This window comes from Actinomadura sp., from assembly GCF_044508335.1.
In the GTDB taxonomy this organism is placed as follows: Bacteria; Actinomycetota; Actinomycetes; order Streptosporangiales; family Streptosporangiaceae; genus Spirillospora.
In genome coordinates, this window is record NZ_JBIQHY010000077.1 from 1 (window position 1) to 22,676 (window position 22,676).

A 22,676-nucleotide genomic window follows, 5' to 3' on the forward strand; every position below is an offset into this window, starting at 1 on the left:
AGGTGTAGCCGGCGTTGTTGATCACGATGTCGACGCCGCCGTAGGTGTCGACGGCGGTCGCCGCGAACCGTTCGGCGAAGTCGTCGTCGGTGACGCTGCCCAGGCAGGCGACCGCCTCGCCGCCCGCGGCCTTGATCGCCGTCAAGGTCTCCTCCGCCGGTTCGGGGTCGAGGTCGTTGATGACGACGCGGGCGCCGTGGCTCGCGAGTTTGAGGGCGATGGCGCGGCCGATGCCGCGGCCGGAGCCCGATACGAGGGCGGTCTTGCCGTCGAGTGTTCCCACGGGGGTCCTTTCCGGTGGTGTCATGTCAGTGCGATGAGGGCCTGGCCGCTCAGGGTGACGGTGCCGTCCCCCAGGGCGACCTGGAGGTCGAGGCGGGCTCGGCGTTCTCCGTCGCCGTCCTCGATCGCGGTGACCTGGCCTGTGCAGACCGGCTCGGCGTGCAGCGGGGTGATGGCGGTGAAGCGGACGCTGTAGGAGCGGATGCGCTCCTGGGGCACCCAGCCGGTCAGGAGCCGGCCCAGGTAGGCCATGGAGAGCATGCCTTGGGCGAAGACGTCGTCGAGCCCGGCATTGCGGGCGGCGTCGAGGTCGATGTGGACGGGGTTGTGGTCTCCCGATGCACCCGCGTACAGGGCCAGGGTCGTCCGGCTGATCCTCGGCACCCGGAGGGGCGGTAGTTCGTCGCCTTCGCGCAGTTCGGTGAGAGTCGTCATGCTCGGGCCTCCGGCTGCCGGACGACGATGACGTTGCCGAGGTCGGCGATCGGCTCCCGTCCCCGGGTGACGCGGGTTTCGCGGACGAGGAAGCGGAGCGTGCCGCCCTTGCGTTCGTAGTCGTCGGTGATGCGCGACTCGAAGGTCAGGCTGTCGCCGGCGTGGCAGAGCGCGTGGTAGGTGAAGCTCTGCTCGCCGTGCAGGACGTGCGCCAGATCGATCCCGGCCTCGGTCAGGAAGGCGAACGGGTCCGGCCGGTCCATCTCCAGGCAGAACAGGAAGGTCGGGGGGACGGGCAGGTCGCGGTGGCCGGCCTTGAGAGCGGCGTCGAGGTCGGTGTAGACGGGGTCGGTCTCTCCGATGGCCTTGGCGAACAGGCGCAGCCGGCCGCGCTCGACGTCGACCGTCGATGGCGGGGTGGACAGGCCGATCGCCGACGGGGCGGCCATCAGGCGGTCCTCTCGTAGAGGGTGACCACGGCGGCGCCGCCGAGTCCGATGTTGTGCTGCAGTGCCAGCCGGGCGCCTTCGACCTGCCGCGCGTCGGCCTGGCCGCGCAGCTGCCAGACCAGCTCGGCGCACTGGGCCAGGCCGGTGGCCCCGAGCGGGTGCCCTTTGGACAGCAGCCCGCCGGAGGGGTTGGTGACGACCTTCCCGCCGTAGGTGTTGTCCCCGTCGAGAACGAACCTCTCGGCGGTCCCCTCGGGGGTCAGGCCGAGCGCCTCGTAGCTGATCAGCTCGTTGGTGGTGAAGCAGTCGTGCAGCTCCACCACGTCCAGGTCTTCGGGGCCGACGCCGGCATCGGCGTAGACGCGTTCCGCGGCTGCCCGGCTCATGTCGTACCCGACGACCTTCAGCATGTCCTTGGCGTCGAACGTGGACGCGGTGTCGGTGGTGAGCGCCTGGGCCCGGACGGCGACCGAGGTGTCCAGACCGTGCCGCCGCGCGAACTCGGCGCTGCAGACCACGGCGGCGGCCGCCCCGCACGTGGGCGGGCAGCATTGCAGGCGGGTCAACGGACCCCAGATGCGGGGGGAGGCCAGTACTTCCTCCTCGGTGAGCGCCGCCCGGAACACCGCGTGGGGGTTTCCGGCGGCGTGCCGCCGCGCCTTGACCGAGATCTTGGCGAACGTCTCGGGCGCCGTCCCGTGGGCGTCGGCGTAGGCCTGGCCGGCTCCACCGAAGTACTGCGCGGCCACCGGCGCGTGCGGGTCGACCTCTTGGACCTGCGACATCACCGCCTCGAACCGGTCGAGAGGGTCGGCGCGGTCGTCCCAGACGCTCGCCAGGGCACCGGGCCGCATCTGCTCGAATCCCACGGCCAGCGCGCACTCCACCACCCCGCTCTGGACGGCCTGGCGGGCCAGCCACAGCGCCGAGGAGCCGGTGGCGCAGTTGTTGTTGACGTTGACGATCGGGATCCCCGTCCGGCCCAGCCCGTACAGGGCCGCCTGGCCGCAGGTCGAGTCCCCGTAGACATATCCGGCGTACGCCTGCTGCACCTGGTCGTAGCCGAGCCCGGCGTCGGCCAGGGCGGCCCGTGCGGCCTGTTCGCCCAGCACGTTGTAGGCGGGACCGGCACTCGGTTTGGCGAACGGCGTCATCCCGACGCCGGCGATGTGAACGACACGCTCCACGCAGAACCTCCGCACTCCCAGTGTGCTCACTCTTGCCAAGGAAGGTTAATCCATATTTACTTACGCCACCAGGAGTGCACCTTAGACCTACAACCGGACATCAAGATCAAGTATCAGATCTTCACTCTTTGGAGGAGCGATGGCGTTGCCCTCCCGGCTGGACCATCTCGCGCTCCCGCTCGTGGCGGCACCGATGACCGACGTGTCGGGCCCGGACCTGGTGATCGCGGCGTGCCGTGCCGGGGTCGTCGGATCATTCCCGACCCACAACGCGTGGACCGTCCTCGAACTCGACGGCTGGCTGGAGCAGATCACCGCCGGCCTCATCGACCTGGGGGACGCCGCCGCGCCGTTCGCCGCCAACCTCGTCGTTCACCGCTCGAACGACCGGCTCGAACGGGACGTCGCCGCGCTGGTCCGCCGCGAGGTGCCGCTGGTGATCACCAGTGTGGGCTCCCCCGCCCCGGTCCTCGGACCGCTGCAGGACGCCGGCTGCCTGGTCTTCGCCGACGTCGCGAGCATGCGCCACGTCGACCGCGCGATCGACGCCGGCGTCGACGGCCTGGTGCTGCTGACGGCGGGCGCCGGCGGGCAGACGGGGTGGGCGAACCCGCTGTCGTACGTCCGGGCCGTCCGCAGCCGCTTCGACGGACCGATCGTCCTCGCGGGAGGCGTGTCGGACGGCGTCGCACTGTGGGCGGCCCAGACCTTGGGCGCCGACCTGGCCTACATGGGCACCAAGTTCATCGCGACCACCGAGAGCCTTGCCGAGGACGCCTTCCGGCAGGCCCTGGTGGACGCCACCTTGGACGACGTCACCCTCACCACGGCCCTGAGCGGGCTACCGGTCAACTTCCTGGATGAGTGGCTGAAGGCGACCGCCGACGCATTGTCCCCGGCCGCGGACGGCTTCGCCCAGCAGCGCCTCCTCAACCAGCGCAACGTATGGAGCGCCGGCCACAGCGTCTCGGGAATCAACCAGGTCCTCAGCGTCGCCGAACTCGTCCAGCAGACCCAGCGCGAGTACGACCAGGCGCGGCGAGCGACGGCCGAGGCGCTCCAGCGATCCACCGGGCACCGGCGACCCTCACCACCGCGGCAATCCGCGGCCACCACGGGATCAGGAAGGTAGACGCCATGTGGGGAACACTGCCCAAGGTCTTCGACCGGACGTGCACCTACTACGCCGACCGCACCGCCCTCGTCGACGCCGACCGGCGCCTCACCTACGCGCAGATGCACCAGTGGGCCAACCGCGTCGGCCACGGCCTCGCCGGCCTCGGGGTCGGCGCCCATCATCGCGTCGGGCTTCTGATGCCCAACTGCCTGGAGTTCATCCCGACCATGTGCGGGATCTGGAAGGCGGGCGCGGCGGTCACCCAGATGCCCACCCGCGCCTCGGCCGAGGACTTCCACTACTACCTCGACGAAGTCGGGGCCTCCACGCTGATCTACCACGCGTCCTTCGACGACCAGATCGCGCGCATCCGCGACCGGCTCCCCGAGCTCCAGCACCTCATCCGGCTCGGCGACGGCGACCCCCGCGACGGCGTCCTGGACTACCGGACCGCCTTCGACGCGCAGCCCCCGGCCGACCCGGGCGTGGAGGTCAGTCCCGATGACCTGGCCTTCGTCGGGTTCACCTCCGGCACCACCGGCGTCCCCAAGGGCGTCCTGCAGACCCACGCCACCTGGTCGCACTACGCCATCACCGCGGGCCTGGAGATCGGCGACATCCGCCCCGGCGAGATCTTCGCGCACGCCGCGCCGCTCACCCACTTCACCCAGACCTTCGTGATGCCGGTCTTCATGCGCGGCGGCACCAACGTCCTGCTGCCCGGCTTCGACCTCGACCTGCTGCTGGACACCATCGAGCGGGAAGGCGTGACGGCCACCGCCGTCGTCCCCACGATCGTCTACATGCTGCTGGACCACCCCCGCCGCGAGAAGGCCGACCTGTCCACGCTCCGCACGATCATCTACGCCGGGTCGCCGATGGCGCCCGACCGGCTCCGGCGCGCGCTGGAGGCGTTCGGACCCGTCTTCGCCCAGACCTACGCCGGAACCGAGCCCGGCTACATGACCTGCCTGCGCAAGGAAGACCACCGCGTCGACTCCCCCGAGGGGATCGCCCGGCTGGCCTCGGCGGGACGAGCGATGTACCACGTCGACCTGTCCGTCCGCGACGCCGACGGGAACGCCCTGCCGCCGGGCGAGACCGGCGAGATCTGCGCCTCCCAGCCCGGGCAGATGGTCGGATACGTCGATGCCGGGCGGGACGCCGAGGCGATGCAGGACGGCTGGGTCCGGTCCGGCGACATCGGCTACATCGACGACGACGGCTACGTCTTCATCGTCGACCGCAAGAAGGACATGATCGTCACCGGCGGCTTCAACGTCTTCCCCCGCCAGATCGAGGACGTTCTGATCACCCACCCCGCCGTCGCCCAGTGCGCCGTCATCGGCGTCCCGGACCCGCGGTGGGGCGAAGCGGTCAAGGCCCTCGTCGTCACCCGGCCCGACACCCCGGTCGAACCCGGCGAGCTCATCGACCTGGTCAAGAAGCACAAGGGCAGCGTCTGGGCGCCCAAGAGCGTCGACTTCGTCGACGCCCTGCCCACCAACCCCTCAGGAAAGATCGACAAGAAGTCGCTGCGGGCACCGTACTGGGCGGGCCGCAGCCGCCAGGTCAACTGACGACACCGGCACCCGCCCAACACCGCCACCCGTTCCGGCCGCAGCAGAGAAGTCCCCTGCTGCCACCCCCGCGGAAGGACACCACCCCACATGATTCGCGTAAGCCTGCCCAAAAACAGACCCATTCTCCTGATCGTCGGCAGCCTCACGGCCGTCCTGCTGGCGGTCACCGCAGCCCAGGCCCTCACCGGTGGACCACCGGCCAATGCAGGGGCACCGACGGCCGCTGCGATCTCCTGCCAGCAGCTCACCGCATTGGACCTCACCGGCCTCCCGGACGCACCGACAAAGATCATTTCGGCGACGCCTGTGGCGGCGGGCCAGGGCAAGCCCGCGTACTGCCAGGTCAAGGGCTACGTCTCGCCGCAGGTCCAGTTCGAGCTCCGGCTCCCGGAACAGGCCTGGACCGGACGCTACGTACAGCTGGGCTGCGGCGGCTTCTGCGGATTCGCCGACCCCGACAACCCCAACCACTCCGTCCCCGGCGGATGCGCACCCCCCGACGACGGGCACGTCGTCATCGGCGCCGGCGACAGCGGCCACATCGGCGCCGACGCGTTCGACGCCGTCTGGGCCCACTCCGACCCGCAACTGCGCATCGACGCCGGATACCGCTCCGAACACGTCACCGCGCTGGCCGCCAAGGCCGTCACCAAGGCCTACTACGGGCAGGCCCCGCGGCACTCCTACTTCGCCGGATGCTCCAACGGCGGACGGCAGGCGCTGATGGAGGCCCAGCGCTACCCCGACGACTTCGACGGCATCATCGCCGGCGCCCCCGGCAACAACCTCGTCGCACTGGCCGGGGAGTTCTTCCCCTGGATCGCCACCGTCAACACCGACCGCGACGGCCACCAGATCCTCGGCCCCGACCAGCTCCCCCTCCTGCAGAGCAAGGTCATGGCCGCCTGCGACGCCACCGACGGACTCAAAGACGGCCTCATCGGCGACCCCCGCGACTGCGACTTCGACCCCGCCGCCCTGCGCTGCCCCACCGCCTCGCCCCAGCCCACCTGCCTGACCACAGACCAAATCGACGTGGTCCGCAAGTTCTACCAAGGCCCGGTCGACGCCCACGGCAGGAAGCTGTTCCCGGCCGGCCTCGCCAAGGGCAGCGAGGCGGCGTGGCTCGGCTACGTGATCGCACCCCAGGGCCGGACCGGCGGCCTGGAAGCCCTCGGGTACAACTACCTGAAGTACTTCGGGTCCTGGAACAACCCGCCCGCGTCCTACACCCTGCGGGACCACCGCTTCGACCTGCGCACCTTCAAGAAGCTCCGCGAGATGAGCGGCATCTACGACTCCACCGACCCCGACCTGACCCGCTTCCGCGACCACGGCGGCAAGCTCATCATGTGGCACGGCTGGTCCGACCCCGCCATCCCCACCGAGAGCACACTGGCCTACAACCACGCCCTCACCCGGCGGATGGGCGGGATGAAGGCCACTCAGACCTTCGCGCGGACGTTCCTGTTCCCCGGCGTCTTCCACTGCGTCAACGGCTATGGACCCGACACCTTCGACCTGTTCACACCCCTGTACGACTGGGTCGAGAAGGGCGCCGCCCCGCAGAAGATCATCGCCGCCGAGAAGGACGGGGACAAGATCGTCCGGACGCGGCCCGTCTACCCCTATCCGATGCGGCCCGAGTACACCGGCACCGGAAGCATCGATGACGCCGCCAACTTCACCGGCGTCATGCCCGGCGAGCAGCCCGACGACCGCTACCCGTGGGCCGGCGCGCCCTTCCGCTCCGGCTACCAGAAGACCTGCCACTGGGAGGGCACCAAACTGAAGTGCACCCGGTCTCCGTCCACCTGAGACCTTCCAACATCAGGACCGTCAGGCAGGACCGCGGGAGCGCGCAGGCCCACTGCGTAGGCGTGACATGGCCAGCGCGCCCCGCGGTCTCGCCTGAACCCGGGCATCCCCGCTCGGACGGAGGTCAGGACGTGGTTCGCTTCTGTATGGTGCGGAGGCCGACCAGGTCGTCGGGTTCGGCGTCGGGTGTGTCGCGGTCGAAGTGGGCGAGCAGGGGATGGCGCAGCGCGGCGGCCGTCCAAAGGGCCATGCCCAGGCCGCACAGGACATAGAGCAGGCCGATGCCGCGGCCCTCGCCGGTGCCCAGCAGCCCGCCGACCGTGCCGGCCAGCGGGCCGTCGGGTTCGAGCAGCGGGTTGAAGAGCGCGGGGGCCAGCGGCGCCACCAGCACCAGTCCCAGGGGCTGGGTGGACATGGCGAGCATCTGGTTCACCGCGATCACGCGGGCGTGGAAGCGGTGCGGGACCTTGGTGTGGATGACGGTCATCCAGATGCCGTCCACCACGGCCATCGTCAGGCACATGCCGAAGACGCCGGCGGCGATGACGGGCAGCGCGGGGCGCAGCCCGGCGACCGTGCAGCAGCCCGCGAACAGCAGCGCGAACAGGAGCATCCCGCGCATGCGGCGCAGCCTGGGGCCGCCCCACAGGGCCATCAGCGCTCCGCCGGCCGTCGCGCCGATGCCGGCGATCATGGCGATCCAGCCCGCGTCCGACAGCGTGCCCGCCGACAGCGCGAGCGGTGAGATCAGCACGAAGACCGCGGCCAGGAAGATGTTGAGAACGAAAAAGTAGACGACCATGGCGCGCAGTCCGGGCCGCCGCCACAGGTAGTGGAAGCCGTACCGGACCTCGGCCGCCAGGCCCTCGCGCGGGCGCCACGGCAGGGTGTCGGGGAAGCGCACGAGCGCCAGCACGCCGACCGCCGCCACATAGCTGACCACGTCGATGGTCAGGATGGCCGACAGGCCGACCGTCGCCATCATCCCCACCGCGACCACCGGGACCAGGAAGCGGGCCACCCCCATGGTGAACTGCACGACGCCGTTGGCGTGCCCCATGTACTGCTTGGGGATCAGTTGCGGCACCGCGGAGCCGTACGCGAGCCGCTGCGCGGTGAGCGCCACCGACAGGACGCAGAGCAGGGCGTACAACGGGATCGCGGGCAGGCCGCCGGTGCTCGCCAGGACGACCAGCAGCACCCCCTGCACGCCGCCCGCCACCAGGCCGGACGCCAGCAGCGCCCGCCGCCTGTCGGTCCTGTCCACCAGGGCGCCCAGCAGCGGCGCGGCCAGCAGGCCCGGCACCAGGGCCACCAGCGCGAAGACGGTGAAGCGCAGCAGCGAGCCCGACTCCAGGTAGGTCCACATCGGTATGGCGTACTCGGTCAGCGCCGTACCGATCATGGAGACCATCTGACCGGCCGCGACCCCCAGGAACCGCCCCATGCTGGGCCGCACCTCGTCCGGCGTGCCGGAGGAGACCGCCGGTCCGGCGGACGCGGTGTCGTCGACGGCCTGCAGCCACCATGTGGCGTCCGGCCCCCGGCCGGGGGCGGACAGGTCCCGGTGCACCGTGGTCACGATCTCGGCGAGTTCCGCGGCCCGGTACTTCAGGAAGTAGTGCCCGGCCTCGTCGATCACCACGAGCGCGGTGGTGCCGGTGAGGAAGCCCCACTCCCGGTAGCGCTCGCGGTAGAACTCGGTGCCGGGATCCCGCTCCCCCACCACCGAGATGACGGGCGCGGCGAGCGGTGGCACGCCCCGGTCGAGCAGCCCGGTGAAGTACTCCTCGGCCTGCTCGGCGTCCGCGCGCATCGCCCTGACCAGGAACCGGCGCTGCTCGGCGTCGGCCTCGGCCAGATCGGCCCCGATGGCCTGCAGCCAGTTGGCGTAGACGGTGTCGCTGCGCAGGCGCTCGATCCGCAGCGCGCGGAACAGCGGCCCGAGCACCCGCCCGCGGGGCCGGGCGAAGGGGAACACGCCGCCGAGGTACACCGCGTCGATCCGGCGCCCGGCGGCCTCGACGCGGCGGGCGATCTCGATGGCGAGCGCCCCACCGGGACCGCAGTGCCCGTAGACGACCAGAGGCCCGCGGATCCGTTCCAGGATCTCCGCCGCGCAGCGCTCCGCGACCTCCTCAAGGGGCCGCGTCTCCTCCTCCACCGCGACGTCGTGGCCCGGCACCGCGACGGAGTAGAGCGCGTGCCCCTCCGGCAGGGCGTCCGCGAGCGGCTGGAAGACCACCGCGTTGGCGCCGCCGTAGGGCACGCACACATACGAGACCTCGGCGGACCCGGTACGGGTCAGCTCGTGCAGGAGCGGCCGTTCCGCGTCGGGTCCGGCGGCGAGCCGCGCGACGCCGCGCACGGTCGGCTCGTCGAACAACTCCACCACGCTGACCGGGCGGGCGCCCGGGGGCAGCGCGCGCCGCAGCCGCGCGACCACCTGCGTGGCCAGCAGGGAATGGCCGCCGAGGTCGAAGAAGTCGTCCAGCGCCCCGATCCGCTCGATGCCCAGCACATCGGCCCACACCTGGGCGACGACGCGCTCGATCGGCCCCTCCGGTTGGACGAAGGCCGTCACCTGGTCGGATCGGTCGTCCACCGGCTCGGGCAGCCGCTTGCGGTCGACCTTGCCGTGCGCCTGCAGCGGGAAGCGCTCCAGCCACACGAACCGGCTCGGCACCATGTAGTCGGGCAGCCGCCCGGCCAGCCGGGCCCGCAGGTCGCCGGCCGGGAGGCGGGCCGTGCCCTCCAGGTAGGCGATCAGCCGGTCGTTCCGGACCGTCGCCACCGCCTGCACCACGCCCGGGCAGGTCGCCAGCGCCGCCTCCACCTCGCCGAGTTCCACCCGGTAGCCGCGGATCTTGACCTGGTGGTCGCGGCGGCCGAGGAACTCCAGGTTCCCGTCCGGCAGGTACCGGCCGAGGTCGCCGGTGCGGTACAGCCGGTCGCCGGGGGCGCCGAACGGGTCGGCGACGAACCGTTCCGCGGTGAGCTCGGGTCGGCCCAGGTAGCAGCGGGCCAGCCGGTCGCCGCCCAGGAAGATCTCGCCGGTCACGCCGGGCGGCACCGGGTGCAGGTCCTCGTCCAGCACGTACGCCCGCGCGCCGGGCAGCGGGCCGCCGATCGGGGCGAGCGTGCCCGCGGGGCCGTCCGCGGTCACCCGCCAGGTGGTGAGGCCCACCGTGGCCTCGGTGGGCCCGTAGTGGTTGAACACCTCGCATCTGCCGTATCCGGCCAGCTCGCGCAGCCAGGCGGTACGCGACGCCTCGCCGCCGACGATGAGCGCCCGGCGCGGCAGCAGCGCTTCGGCGCCGACCTCGTCGGCGAGCGCGGCGAGGTGCGACGGCGTCATCTTCAGGTAGTCGATGCCGGCGTCGGCCATGGCGGCGGCCAGCTCGGCGCCCGAGGACCGCTTGGGGATCATGTGCAGTCGGCCGCCGGTGGCCAGCGCAAGGTAGAAGGTGGTGATGCCGAAGTCGAACGTCAGCGACTGGAGCAGCCCGAACGCCGACCCGGGCCGGATGCCGAACCGCTGCCGCACGCCCTCCAGGTAGTTGACGATCTGCCGGTGCTGCACCGCGACGCCCTTGGGCGTCCCGGTCGACCCGGAGGTGTAGATGACGTACGCCAGGTCGTCCGGCCCGGCGCCGTCGTCCAGCGGCTTCTCGGGGAGGTCCTCCACGGGGAGGCCGTCTTCGCCGATGAGGACGATCCGGGCGCCGCAGCCGGTGAGCCCGGGGGCCAGTCCGGGCGTCGTGATGACCACGGGCGCGCCCGCGTCGGACAGCATGTACTCCAGCCGGGACGCCGGCAGCTCCGGATCGAGCGGCAGGTACGGCGCACCCGCCTTCAGCACGCCGAACACCGCGATCGCGGTCTGCACGCTCTGATCGAGGCACACGCCGATCGGGACGTCCCGCCCGGCGCCGAGCCCGCGCAGCCGCCGGGCCAGCCGAGTGGCGCCCCGGTCGAGCTCCGCGTAGCTCAGCGTCCGCTCGCCGAAGGCGACCGCCGGGGCGTCCGGGGTGTCGCGCACGTGCGGTTCGATGATCCGGTGCAGCCCGGTCCACGGCGGGCGGACGGCGCCGGTCGCGTTCCATTCCCGGACGACCCGGTCGTGTTCCCCGGGGCCGAGCAGCTCATGGTCGCCCAGCCGGGCCAGCGGCGCCGCCTCGATCGAGCGCAGCAGCGTCTCGAACCGCGCGGCCAGGTCCTCCACGGCCTCCGCGGCGAACCGGTCACCGCGGAAGCGGAAGCACAGCTCGAACTCGCCCGGCAGCTCCCGGACGATCAGCGCCAGGTCGAAGGCCGCCTCGTCGAGCGGCCGTCCCCAGCGTTCCACCGCCGGCCCGCGCCAATCCGGATGCTCGGCGTGCGCCTGCTGGTGGATGACGGCGCTCTGGAACAGGCTTCCCGACCGGCCGCCGCGGCCGGCGGACAGCCCGGAGACCAGCTCGTCGAACGGCAGCTCGTGCTGCAGGGCGCCGCCGAGCGTCGCCCGCACCCGGGCCACCGCCTCCCGGAAGGTCAGCTCGCGGCCGAGCCCGGTGCGCAGCGGCAGCAGGTTGATGAAGCAGCCGATCAGCGGCTCCAGTTCGGTGCGCCCGCGGCCGCCGGTGACCGAGCCGACCGTGACGTCCCGCTCGCCGGTGAGCCGCATCAGCAGGACCTTGTACGCGGTGAGGAAGGCCGCGTACGGCGTCGTCCGGGGGCCGCCCGCCGACCGCACCGCCTCGGCCAGCGAGGCCGGGACCGTGGCGACCACCTCCGCCGTGCGCGCCGGGCCGGGCTCACCGGTGCGCAGCTCGGTCGGATCGGCGGACAGCCGGTCCTTCCAGTAGTCCAGGCGGCCGCGCCGGACGTCACCGGTCATGCGCTCCCGCGACCAGGCGGCGTAGTCCGCGTACTGGACGGGCAGCGGCGGCAGGTCGAGCGGCGTGCCGTCCCGGTGGGCCTGGTACGCGGCGGCGATCTCGCCGATGGCGTTGTCCACCGACCAGCCGTCGGCGTTGATGTGGTGCCAGACGAACAGCAGCCGGTGCTCCTCGGGCGCGAGCCGGTAGAGGTGCACGCGGAACAGCGGTGCGCGGGCCAGGTCGAAGCGCTCACCGGCCGCGAGCCGGGCGAGGTCGCGGGCGCGGTCCTCGCGCGCGGCCGCGGGCAGGTGGCTCAAGTCCACCAGTTCGACCGGCGGCTCGATCTCGGGCGCGATGCGCTGGTACGGCTCGCCCTCGACGTCCACGATGGCGGTCCGGAGGATCTCGTGCCGCCGCACGAGGTCGCCGACCGCGGCGCGCAGAGCGTCCGCATCCAAGGCGCCGCGCAGGCTCAGCCCGGCCGTGACGTTCGCGACGCCGTCCGGGTCGACCTGGGCGGCCAGCCACATCCGGCGCTGCTCGAACGAGCAGGGCAGCATGCCGCCGTCGCGCGGCCGCGGCCTGATGCCCGCGGTCTCGGCGGCGCGGCGCTGGGCCAGCAGCCGTGCGAGCGCGGCCTGGCGTTCGGGCGACAGGCCCGAGACGTCGGTGGTCGTCACGCCGACGCTCCTTCCAGCGCGGTCCGCAGCGCGTGCAGGAATTCGAGGGCGTCCCGGCCGTTCACCAACCGGTGGTCGTAGGCCAGGCCCAGCGTCACGGCCGTCCGCGCGGCGACCTCGCCGTCATCGGTCAGCACGAGTTCCTGATGGGGCGCGCACAGCGACAGCGCGCAGGCGTGGCCGGGATGCACGATCGGTATGGCGAGCAGCGCGTCCGTGTCGGTGTTCAGTGCGATGACGATGTTGCCGCCGGCGAGGTCCTCTTCGGTGAAGGACCCGCGCAGCGCGGTCATCCGGAACCGCATGGTGGTCTCGGCGATCTCCTGGAGCGTGCGCCTGGCCGCGTCCCGGACGACCGGCACGTACAGCCCCTTGCCGACGTCGACGGTGACGCCGATGTCCGGCCGCTCCGAGAGCCGCACGTCCCGGCCGTCCACCGGCTCGGCGAAGAACATCGGGAACGTCGCGTGCAGCCCGGCCACCGCCTGGACGGCCAGCTCCGGCAGCCCGACCAGTGCGCGCAGCTCCCGGGTGAGCGCCTTGCCGCGGGCCAGCGCAGGCCCGGCGTTCACCTTGATCGCGGTGAACGCGGCGGGAATGGTCTGCCGAGAACGTTCCACCGTGGCCGCGACCGCCCGCTGCACCGCGGGCAGCGGCCGGAGCGCCGGCGTCCCGCCGCCGATCAGCTTCTCCACGTCCGCGCGCCGGACCAGTGCGAGCCCCAGGGCCCGCACCCGCTCCGGCTCGATGGCATGCTCGTCGATCAGCGCCCGCGCGGGCGCCGTGATCACGGGACCCGTCCCGTCGGCGTCCACGGCGGCCGCGGTCTTCGCGACGGGCTCCGCAGCCGGCTCCGGGGCGGGCTCCGGGGCCGGCTCCGGGGCGGGCTCCGGCTCCGGCTCCGCGGTGGAGTCGCCGATGCGGGCGACGAGTTGGCCGGGGGCGCAGGTCGCGCCCTCGGGAAGCAGGCGGTGCAGCTCGCCGGAGGTCTCGCAGGCGAGTTCCTCGGCGGCCTTGGAGGTCTCGACGACCAGCAGCGGGGCGCCCTCGTGGACCACCGCGCCGTCCTCGGCGAGCCATTCGACCAGGACGTATTCGGTGTCGTTGTTGTTGAGCTTCGGCACGCGGATCTCAGGCACGTACGGCCTCCTGTACGGCGCGGCGGATGTCGCCGTCCTGGACCAGCACGTCGCGTTCCAGGTGGGCGGCGGTCGGGATGACGCTGTCGGCGGAGGCGACCAGGCGGACCGGTCGCCGCAGGCGGCCCCACAGGTGCTCGTGCAGCCGGTGCGCGACCTCGGCGCCCCAGCCGGCGCCGGGCGGCCCGTCCTCGGCGACCACCACCGCGGTGGTCCGGCCCGGCAGGGCGGCCGCCAGGGCGTCGTCCAGCGGATGGAGACGGCGAGGGACCAGCAGCACGCAGCTGACCTCCTCTTCGAGCAGCAGCGCCCGCATCGCGTCGAGCGCCCGGTGGGCGAGTCCGCCGGGCGCGATGAGCACGCAGTCGCAGGTCTCCGGATCGTCCGCGTAGACCCTGGCCACGTCGCCGAGCACGTCGTAGCGGAACAGGCCGTCCACCGCGCCGCCGGTGAAGACCCGCCGGGTGTAGAGGACCTTGTCCTCGAAGAGCAGGCACGGCTCGCCCAGCGCGAGCATCGTGTCGAACAGGCCGCGGTGGTCGTCGAACGGCGACACCTCGAACACCGACAGGCCCGGGATCCCGACGAAATGCTTCTGCAGGCTCTGGCTGTGGGTGGGCCCGTACCCCCGGTGGCCGCCGGTCGGGCAGCGGATCACCAGCGACAGGCCGAGCCGCCGCCCGTACATCGTGACCGACTTGGCGGCGAAGTTGAGGATCTGGTCGAAGGCGAGCGCCGCGAAGTCGGAGAACATGATCTCCACGATCGGCTTGTCTCCGGTCAGCGCCAGCCCGCCGGCGACCCCGACGACGCCGCCCTCGCTGATCGGGGTGGCCAGCACCCTGCCCGGGAACCTGCTGGACAGCCCTTTTGTGATCTTGAAGGCGCCGCCGTACGGGTCCAGCACGTCCTCGCCCAGCAGGTGGACGCGGGGATCGTCGAGGAGCACCCCGTGCAGGGCCGCGTTCAGACTCTCCGCGACACGCATCACCGCTCCCACACCGACGGCGGGCGGCCGAGGACCTCGTCGGCGACGAGGTCCACGAACCGGCGGGCCTCGTCGTCCAGCCGGCGGAAGCCGTCGGCCGCCGTGTACCGCGCGTACCAGTCCCGGGCCTCCAGACGCCGGACCTCCTCGGCCGGGCGGGTGTCGTCGCCCTTGCTGTGCGGGCCCAGCCGCCGGGTCTCGAACTCCAGCACCAGCGGCCCGGCGCCGTGCCTGGTCTCCTCGACGAGCGGGCCGACCTCGGCGCGAATTCGCACCACATCGTCCGCGGCCGTCCGGTGGTGGCGGGCACCGAACGCCGCCGCCCGAGCGCCGATCGTGCCCGCCATCTGACGACCGGTCGGGGTGGACTGGGCGATCCCGTTGTGCTCGGTCACCACCACCAGGGGCAGCCGCCACAGGCAGGCCATGTTGAGCGCCTCGTAGACGGCGCCCTCACCCCACGTCCCGTCCCCGATGTAGGCCAGGGCGAGCGCTTCCGGCTCGGCCCGGTCCAGGTGCAGCGCCACGCCCACGGCGACCGGCAGGCTCTGCCCCTGGACGCCGGTGGACAGGTAGCGGTCCCGCAGGATGTGCTGGCTGCCGCCCACCCCGGAGCAGACGGCGCCCTCCCGGCCCATGATCTCCGCGAGCAGGCCGTACGGGTCCCGGTACCGGGCGAGGTAGTGACCGTGGCCGCGGTGGTTGCTGAAGACGTGGTCGGCCTCGCCGAGCAGCGGGGCCAGGGCCACCGGGATGTACTCCTGGCCGATGCACGTGTGCGTGGTGCCGTGCAGCAGCCCGCGGCCGTACAGTTCCAGGAGCTTGCGTTCGAAGTGCCTGATGAGCAGCAGCAGGCCGAGATCGTCGTCGAGGAGTTCCGCGGGGACGGGAGCCAGCAGTTCCGGTGCCATGGATCAGCGCTCTTTCGTCAGTAACCGGGCCAGGGCGGCGAGGCGGTGCCCGTCGGCGGGGAGTCCGGCATGCCGGACCGGGGGTTCCGGGGCGGCGGGGGTCAGCCGGCGCAGATAGGTCTCCAGGGCGCCGCTGTCCAGCGACGCGACGAAGGCGGTCGCGGCCGTGCGGGACTGTTCCGCGATGGTGGAGTGGTGGGCGGGGTCGTCCAGCGCGCGCACCGCGGCGAGCCAGGGCGCCGGGTCCTGGGCGAGGACGGCGGGCTCCGGGCGCTCCTGGCCTTGGCGCGCCGCGTAGCCGCCGATGGGCCGGACCGGGAGCAGGTAGGGGACCCCGAGCTTGGCCTCGGCCAGGCCGCCCACGTCCGCGGCGAGCACCGGGATGCCGCGCAGCATGGCCTCCACGGCGGTGTACCCGAACGTCTCGTCCCACAGCGAGGGCATGACGACCATCCGGGCGTGCGCCAGGACCTCGTCGATGTCGTCGCGGGCCTCCAGGATCCGGACGTTGGGCCGCCGGGAGAGCTCCGCCCGGTCCCGTTCGGTGGTGCCCCAGGTGGGGACGGCGGCGAACGGACGCTCGGGCAGCGCGTCCGCCAGCGCGAGGAAGATCGCGATGCCCTTGTAGCCGGACGGGTTGACCATGGTGATCGCGTCGCCGCGGTGGCGCGGGTACGGGCCCGGGCCGTAGACGTGCGGGCGGATCAGGGTCGCCGGGATTCCCGCCTCGGCCATCAGGCAGCGACGCGCCGCCTCACTCACCGCGACGACCCCGGCCGCCCTGCGGAGCAGCCGGGTGCCCGCCTCACTGGGGTAGAAGGCCCGCGCCCCGAACGGCAGTTGCTGCAGGGTGTGCGCGAGGTAGACGACCCGGCCGGGGGCGGCGTGCTCGGCGGTCCCCAGCATCAGCAGTCCCGGATCGTCGGACGGCACCAGCGTCCAGTCCGGGCGCACCGACGCGGCGACCTGGCGCACCCGCGCCGCCAGCCGCGACGGCTCGACCACGAAGTGCGCCCGTACGCCGGCGACCTCCGCGACGACCGCCTCGTCCGTCACGGCCTCGGGCCTCACACCGCGGTCGGCCAGCCGGACCAGCAGCTCGCCGACGGTGCAACGGCGCAGCTGCCCGCTGAGCGGCGCCACCACGTGGCAGTCGTGGCCCCGCGCCGCCAGCTCCTCCATCATGATCCGGTTGGACTTGTTGGCACCGCCGTGCGTGCGGTGGAAGAACATGTTCTGGGCCAGGAGCACTCTCATCGGCGCCCCTCCATCCGCCGTAGCAGTTCCCTGCGCTGGACCGGCGGCAACCGCCGCAACCGCTCCCTCAGCGGCTCGGCCGCCCCGGGCTCGGGGAGTGGCGCGGCCCGGGGGTCGCGGCCGCGTCCCAGCAGCGTTTCGATCTCCGCGGCGGCCGCCTCCGCGCCATCGCCGGGAACCGCCTGAATCGGGGGTTCCTGGGACGGAGCGACCGAAAGCAGAGGCGCGATCTCGTCCGGAGTCCAGGCGCCCTGCGGGAGCCAGCGGGCCAGCCCGAGCGCGGCGAGCCGCTCGGCGTTGTCCGGGCGGTCGACGCCGTGGGCGAGGATGACCTGCGGTGTCCGGGCCGCCAGCGCCCGGGCGAGGGTACCGATCCCGCCGTGGTGCAGGACGACGCCGACCCTCGGCATCACCTCGCGGAACGGCAGCGCCGGGAACCAGCGCACGCCCTCCGGAAGGATCTCGGGGACCAGGTCCCGGTGCCGTACGACCAGCAGCGCCGGACGCCCGGCCCGCGCGCAGGCCGCGACCGCGGTCGGGTAGAACTCGGGATGCAGCATCCGTCCGGTGCCACCGGTCACGAGCACGGGCGGTACCGGCCCGGCGAGCAGTTCCTCCGCCCGGGCGGGGATCGGCCGCGGCCGATCGTCCGCGAGCGGGAAACCGGTGAGGCGGACCCGGCCGGGAGAACGCGCACCGGCCCGGTCGAACCACGCGGGCCAGAGCCCCAGCTCAAGATCGGCCGAGTGGAAGTACTCCGCCCAGTCCACGTCCGGCGATAACCCCGCCGCCGCCCGGACCTCCTCCAGTCCCTCCCGCAGCACGGTCGCGTACAGGTGCCGCGCGCCCCGGGCCGCCATGATCTGCACGGGCGAGACCGCCACCCAGGCCGCCGGCGCGCCCAGGCGTTCGGCCGCCATCAGTACCGACACCGCGGAGGTGTGCCGTCCGACGAGCACCGTCCGGCCCGGTGCGTGGCGCTCCGCGATCGCCCGGAACTCCAGCTGCGCCTGCCCGAACAGCCCGTGCCGCTCGTAGAACTCCAGCCATCGGCCCGGCGCCTGCCCGGCGAGCAGGCCCGCGGTGTCGCCCAGCTGGCGCTCGTACTCGGCCGCGGTGTCGATCGGCGCGAAATCCAGTCCCGCGCCGAGAGCGGCGGACGCGTACGGTGCGTGCGTGATGAGCGTGACCTCGTGACCGCGGCCGCGCAGGGTCCGGCCGAGGCGCACGAACGGCAGCACGTCGCCGTCGGAGCCGTGGCTCACGAGGAGCATGCGGGCCACAGTCAGTGTTCCCCGCCATCGGCGAGCAGCCGGCGCACTTCCTCGTCGGAGAGCTGGTCCAGTTCGTTCAGCAGTCCGTCCAACTCGGTCTTGTCCACGCCCGCAAGCAGCGCCTCGTCGACGGCCCGGGCCGCGGCGCTCACCGTGAGGTCCTCGGCGAACAGCACCTCCACGGGCAGCTCGACGCCGTACGCCTCCTCAACGCGCGCGATGAACTGCACCAGGGTGAGCGACCGCCCGCCCAGTTCGAAGAAGTCCTCATGGACCGAACCGGGCGGCTTCCCCAGTAGATCGGTCCACATTCGGATGACGGCCGCTTCGGTCGGCGTTATCCCCGTCTTTGACATGCCCGTCTCTGACATACCCGTGACACCCCGCTTTGGCCCCGGCATTTCGCTCGTGGGAGCGCTCCCATGGCGGAGCTTAAGGCATCCGCGTCCAATGCGACAAGATCGAGCATGTTTCAGCCGGCAGGATTGGAACGATCTATTTCGCCTTCCACCTGCTTATTTGCGGTTTCGATTTTCTTGTGATCCCGAACCGGTGACTCGCGTGGCCGAACCCGTACATTGAATGCCCGGAATCGCCACTGTTTCACCAGCTCAAGCGGCCCTGATCCCGACAAGGGCGGCCGCGTAGGGGGTCCTCCGCTGGGCGCTGGAGATCATCGGCCTGCCTGCGCCCGTGCTTTGCGACCGGACGTGCGCTGAGCGTGGTGTCCGGTCGCGGCACCGTAAGAGCACCGGCCCGAACGGCTCCTGCGTGGCGGGCTCAATCCAGCACCTTCCGGGGACGGTGGCGGTAAATACGGGAAGACTTGACGTCACATGGGGAGGAGTCGGAAGCAACGGGCCGTGACCAGGTGAGACGATGGTTCCATGGAAGTCGGCGGCCCTCATGGTGACGCCTCGTACGGTCCGGGCACATGACAGCCTTCCGGAGCGGCGGCTACGCCGGGCTGCGCGACTACGCCGTAGTCGGGGACGGGCGTAGTGCCGCTCTGATCGCCGCCGACGGGTCGGTGGACTGGCTGGGAATGCCGGACCTGGACTCCCCCTCGGTGTTCGCCGCGATCCTGGACCCCGTCCGGGGCGGGCGCTTCCTGCTGGAGCCGGCGGAGCCGTTCACCGTCGCGCGCCGGTACCTGCCGGGCACGAACGTTCTGGAGACCACCTTTACCACCGGCCTTGGCTGTCTGCGGGTCACCGATGCGCTGACCTTGGAGGGCGACGGGACGCTGGGACCGATGCGGGAGCTGCAACGGCGTCTCGACGGCGTGGCCGGGACCGTGCCCGTGCACTGGAGCGTGCAGCCGCGGTTCGGTTACGGTGCTCACCGTCCACGCATCACGAGACGCGCCGGTGTACCGGTGGCGGAGGCGGGCGGGGACGCCCTCGCCGTCTGCGCCTGGGACGCGGGTGAACCGGAGTGCGCCGACCAGGCGATCAATGGCCGCTTTGAAATGGGAGAGGGCCGGCGAGCGCTGCTGGCGATTCCGTTCGCACACCAGGAACCGCTCGTCCTGCCGACCCGTTCAGAATGCGATGCCCGTATGGAGCACACCATCGCGTCCTGGCACAGGTGGTCGGGGGAACGTTCGTACGAAGGCATGTGGCGCGACGCCGTGCTGCGCAGCGCACTGGTGCTCAAGCTCCTGGTCTTCGCGCCCTCGGGAGCGATCGCCGCCGCGGCGACGTCCTCACTGCCGGAGCACATCGGAGGCGAACGCAACTGGGATTACCGCTTCTCCTGGGTCCGCGACTCGGCGTTCACCCTCGACGCGCTATTGCGGCTCGGATGCTCCGCCGAAGCGGATGCCTACTTCTGGTGGCTCATGCACGCCACCCAGCTCACACATCCGCGACTGCGGGTGCTCTACCGGCTGGACGGCGGGCCCGACACGCCGGAGCGGATACTCCCCCTGGACGGGTACCGCGGTTCCAGACCGGTGCGGATCGGCAACGCGGCGGGCGTCCAGGACCAACTGGACACCTACGGTGAGCTGATGCAGGCCGGCCGGCTGCACGCCGGTGCCGCCGGACGGCTGGACGCGGACATCGCCCGGCGCCTGGCCGGGCTGGCCGACTTCGTCTGCGCCGCCTGGCGGTCGCCGGACTCGGGGATCTGGGAGGTCCGCAGCGCTCCCCTGCACTTCACGCAGTCGAAGATGATGTGCTGGGTCGCGCTCGACCGTGCCATCGACCTCTGCGAGCGCGGCCTGATCCCCGCCCGCGGCTCGGATCGCTGGCGACTCGCCCGCGCCCGGGTGCGCGACTTCGTCGAGACGCGCTGCTTCTCCCCCCGCCGCCGCTGCTACACGCGCTCCGCCGGCAGTTCGGAACTGGACGCCGCCGTGCTCCTCGGCCTTCTCCACGGTTACTCGCATCCCGGCGATCCCCGCATGCGCGCCACGGTCGACGCGGTGGCACAGGAACTGAGGCACGGTCCGTTCGTCGACAGGTACACCGGCGAGGACGGGGTGAGCGGCACCGAAGGCGCGTTTCTGGCCTGTTCTTTCTGGCTGGCCGAGTGCCTCGCCCGCACCGGGCGCCTCGCCCATGCCGTCGCGCTGATGGACGACCTGATCAGGCTGGCCAACGACGTCGGCCTCTACGCCGAGGAGATCGATCCGGACACCGGCGCCTTCCTGGGGAACCTGCCCCAGGGGCTGAGCCACCTGGCGTTGATCCGCGCCGCGTGCACCATCGACTCGGTAGCGAGGAAGGCAGGCAGGTGAGCGCCGGGGGAACCGCCGCGGGCGCGTTCGTCGGCACACTGGTGCTCACCACCGTTCTGCGCACCGCCAGCGAGTTCCAGCTCACCCGGATGGACCTGCCGTTCCTGCTGGGCACCGCCGTGACCGGCGACCGGGCCCGCGCCAAGGCGATCGGCTACCTCATGCACTTCGTCAACGGGGAGCTGTTCGCGTTCGTCTACTACGCCGTCTTTCTCGCCATCGGCCACGCCGGCTGGTGGCTCGGGGCACTCTTCGGTCTCATGCACGGAATCTTCGCCGGCACCGCGCTGGTGAACGTCCTGCTGCCGTTGGTCCACCCGCGGATGGGCAGCCCTGTGACGAGTGCTCCCGAGACCGCCCTGCTGGAACCTCCGGGCTTCTTGATGCTCAACTACGGGCCCAGCACGCCACTGGTCACCGTCCTCGCCCACGTGGCCTTCGGAGCAATAGTCGGAGGTTTCACTTCGCTCGGCGGCCATGAATGATCCGCGTAGCAGCCCCCTTGTATGTGCTTCATGCTCCCTTCCGGGCGACCCCGCAGAGGGCGTCCACCTGTGTTGGCGTGCTACCGATGTCGTAGTCGTCCGGCCGCCAGGCGGAGGTGGGGACCACACCTGGTTCCAGGACTTCCAGTCCTTCGAAGTAACGCGCGATCGCTTCCGGGCTGCGCAGGTGGTAGGAACTGGCGGAGTTGGCGTTGTAGGTCTCGATCGCGTGGTTCAGTGCCGGATTGGTGTTCGTGCCATCGCTGAGCGCCAGGTAGCTGCCCTCCGGCAGCGCGTCCAGGAGCCGGCGCACGATCCCCCATGGGTCATCGGAATCGGGGATCTGACCCATGATGCCCAGAAGGGTGAGCGCGACCGGCCGGGTGAAGTCCAAAGTCCTGGCGGCCTTTTCCAGGATCAGGTCGGGGTCGCGCACGTCGGCCTCGATGTAGTCGCAGGCCCCCTCTGGCGTGCTGGTGAGCAGTGCCTGAGCGTGCACCAGGACCAGCGGATCGTTGTCGACATAGACGATCCGGGACTCGGGCGCCACCCGCTGGGCGACCTCGTGAGTGTTGTCCACGGTCGGCAGGCCGGTGCCGATGTCCAGGAACTGCCTGATCGAGGCCGGACCCGCCAGGAACCGCACCGCGCGTGACAGGAAACGGCGCTGCAGCCGCGCCAGCAGCGCGATGTCGGGGAACATGCTCACGATCATCTCGCCGACTTGGCGGTCGGCGGGGTAGTTGTCCTTGCCGCCCAGCAAGAATCCCCAAACCCGCGCCGAGTGCGGGCGGTCGGCCTGGAGCCGAGCGAACAACTCGTCCTTAGGCACGCCTTCGGTATCCCCAGAGGAATGGTCGGTCATTCCTCCAGTCTCACACGGACCGCCACGGCAGGCCGGCACGAGCTTCGGAAACGCATACTCCACCGCAACGGCCTTCCGTCTTCAGTGGGGGTGGCCGCAAGGCTTCGGCCTTCTATGACAGGCGGGAGTCTGGGCCGGCGGCTCCGCCGTACGTGGCGATCTTGTGTTCGGTCGCCACGAGGGAGAGCGTGAGTTCTCGCATCTTGCGGCGGATGATGTCGCGGTGTTCGAGGAGCATGTCGAGGCGCTCGGGGACGGTGTCGTCTCCCGCGTCGACAAGGGCGATGTAGTGCTGGAGGTCGCGCATCGGCATCCCGGAGAGCCGCATCCTGGTGAGGAAGACGAGGCGGCGCACCGTGTGGGCGTCGTAGACGCGATGGCCGTTGGCGTCGCGGTCCACCTCGACCAGGTGCGCGCGCTCGTAGTAGCGCAGCGTGTGCGGCGAGATGCCGAGAAGGTCCGCGACCTCCGCGATCGTCATCGGCTCGGTGACGTCGGCCGCGTCGGTGAGGCGATGGATCGCCTCGACCGGCAGCGGGTCACCGTCGTCGAGCGCCTCGAGTATGCGCGTCACCAGGTCGTCGGTGGCCATGACGAC

The 22,676-nt window shown here is 71.7% G+C and carries 18 protein-coding genes; 5 read left to right on the forward strand and 13 right to left on the reverse strand.

Annotated features, from left to right (window positions below; genetic code table 11):
- From ACIWVC_RS23275 to ACIWVC_RS23290, 4 genes are all read right to left on the reverse strand, one after another.
- The coding region (locus ACIWVC_RS23275; protein ID WP_396454574.1) for an SDR family NAD(P)-dependent oxidoreductase at positions 1-283 on the reverse strand (283 nt) is incomplete at its 3' end.
- 20 nt (positions 284-303) lie between these two features.
- Entirely contained in the window at positions 304-717 is a 414-nt protein-coding gene (locus ACIWVC_RS23280) for a MaoC family dehydratase (protein ID WP_396449641.1), read from the reverse strand.
- On the reverse strand, positions 714-1,166 hold the full coding sequence (locus ACIWVC_RS23285; RefSeq protein WP_396449640.1) for a MaoC family dehydratase N-terminal domain-containing protein: 453 nt from the start codon (positions 1,164-1,166) through the stop codon (positions 714-716). Before ACIWVC_RS23285 ends, ACIWVC_RS23280 begins: the two co-directional genes overlap by 4 nt.
- Entirely contained in the window at positions 1,166-2,353 is a 1,188-nt protein-coding gene (locus tag ACIWVC_RS23290) for a lipid-transfer protein (protein ID WP_396449639.1), read from the reverse strand. The genes ACIWVC_RS23285 and ACIWVC_RS23290 overlap by 1 nt, the downstream gene beginning before the upstream one ends.
- A 139-nt stretch (positions 2,354-2,492) precedes the next feature.
- Here ACIWVC_RS23290 and ACIWVC_RS23295 point away from each other — a divergent pair, with 139 nt between their 5' ends.
- From ACIWVC_RS23295 to ACIWVC_RS23305, 3 genes are all read left to right on the forward strand, one after another.
- Complete coding sequence (locus tag ACIWVC_RS23295; protein ID WP_396449638.1) at positions 2,493-3,485, forward strand: NAD(P)H-dependent flavin oxidoreductase; 993 nt, start codon at positions 2,493-2,495, stop codon at positions 3,483-3,485.
- 5 nt (positions 3,486-3,490) lie between these two features.
- Complete coding sequence (locus tag ACIWVC_RS23300) at positions 3,491-5,050, forward strand: long-chain fatty acid--CoA ligase (protein WP_396449637.1); 1,560 nt, start codon at positions 3,491-3,493, stop codon at positions 5,048-5,050.
- Between the two features lie 90 nt (positions 5,051-5,140).
- A complete protein-coding gene (locus ACIWVC_RS23305) occupies positions 5,141-6,871 on the forward strand; it encodes a tannase/feruloyl esterase family alpha/beta hydrolase (RefSeq protein ID WP_396449636.1) in 1,731 nt (576 codons plus the stop codon).
- Positions 6,872-6,995: 124 nt separating this feature from the next.
- Here the strand turns inward: ACIWVC_RS23305 and ACIWVC_RS23310 are convergent, their stop codons facing one another.
- From ACIWVC_RS23310 to ACIWVC_RS23340, 7 genes are read right to left on the reverse strand one after another with little or no spacing between them, the layout of a single operon-like run.
- Entirely contained in the window at positions 6,996-12,413 is a 5,418-nt protein-coding gene (locus ACIWVC_RS23310) for an amino acid adenylation domain-containing protein (RefSeq protein WP_396449635.1), read from the reverse strand.
- Positions 12,410-13,552 (reverse strand): 2-oxo acid dehydrogenase subunit E2, encoded by a 1,143-nt coding sequence (locus tag ACIWVC_RS23315; protein ID WP_396449634.1) that lies wholly within the window; start codon positions 13,550-13,552, stop codon positions 12,410-12,412. Before ACIWVC_RS23315 ends, ACIWVC_RS23310 begins: the two co-directional genes overlap by 4 nt.
- Positions 13,545-14,540, reverse strand: a complete 996-nt coding sequence (locus ACIWVC_RS23320; RefSeq protein WP_396449633.1) for an alpha-ketoacid dehydrogenase subunit beta — start codon at positions 14,538-14,540, stop codon at positions 13,545-13,547. Before ACIWVC_RS23320 ends, ACIWVC_RS23315 begins: the two co-directional genes overlap by 8 nt.
- On the reverse strand, positions 14,540-15,451 hold the full coding sequence (locus ACIWVC_RS23325; protein ID WP_396449632.1) for a thiamine pyrophosphate-dependent dehydrogenase E1 component subunit alpha: 912 nt from the start codon (positions 15,449-15,451) through the stop codon (positions 14,540-14,542). Before ACIWVC_RS23325 ends, ACIWVC_RS23320 begins: the two co-directional genes overlap by 1 nt.
- Before the next feature lie 3 nt (positions 15,452-15,454).
- Positions 15,455-16,708 (reverse strand): glycosyltransferase family 4 protein, encoded by a 1,254-nt coding sequence (locus ACIWVC_RS23330; protein ID WP_396449631.1) that lies wholly within the window; start codon positions 16,706-16,708, stop codon positions 15,455-15,457.
- Entirely contained in the window at positions 16,705-17,982 is a 1,278-nt protein-coding gene (locus tag ACIWVC_RS23335) for a glycosyltransferase (protein WP_396449630.1), read from the reverse strand. The genes ACIWVC_RS23330 and ACIWVC_RS23335 overlap by 4 nt, the downstream gene beginning before the upstream one ends.
- Positions 17,983-17,993: 11 nt before the next feature.
- Positions 17,994-18,353 (reverse strand): phosphopantetheine-binding protein, encoded by a 360-nt coding sequence (locus tag ACIWVC_RS23340; protein WP_396449629.1) that lies wholly within the window; start codon positions 18,351-18,353, stop codon positions 17,994-17,996.
- 563 nt (positions 18,354-18,916) lie between these two features.
- On the opposite strand from ACIWVC_RS23340, the gene ACIWVC_RS23345 reads away from it, so the two are divergent.
- Both ACIWVC_RS23345 and ACIWVC_RS23350 read left to right on the forward strand, forming a co-directional pair.
- Positions 18,917-20,728 carry a glycoside hydrolase family 15 protein gene (locus ACIWVC_RS23345; protein ID WP_396449628.1) on the forward strand — a complete coding sequence of 604 codons (1,812 nt, stop codon included), beginning with the start codon at positions 18,917-18,919 and terminating at the stop codon, positions 20,726-20,728.
- Positions 20,725-21,213: a hypothetical protein gene (locus ACIWVC_RS23350; protein ID WP_396449627.1), complete on the forward strand. Its 489-nt coding sequence runs from the start codon at positions 20,725-20,727 to the stop codon at positions 21,211-21,213. Before ACIWVC_RS23345 ends, ACIWVC_RS23350 begins: the two co-directional genes overlap by 4 nt.
- 28 nt (positions 21,214-21,241) lie before the next feature.
- Here the strand turns inward: ACIWVC_RS23350 and ACIWVC_RS23355 are convergent, their stop codons facing one another.
- On the reverse strand, positions 21,242-22,078 hold the full coding sequence (locus tag ACIWVC_RS23355; RefSeq protein WP_396449626.1) for an SAM-dependent methyltransferase: 837 nt from the start codon (positions 22,076-22,078) through the stop codon (positions 21,242-21,244).
- 112 nt (positions 22,079-22,190) lie between these two features.
- Positions 22,191-22,670, reverse strand: a complete 480-nt coding sequence (locus tag ACIWVC_RS23360) for a MerR family transcriptional regulator (protein WP_396449625.1) — start codon at positions 22,668-22,670, stop codon at positions 22,191-22,193.
- Positions 22,671-22,676: the final 6 nt, after the last annotated feature.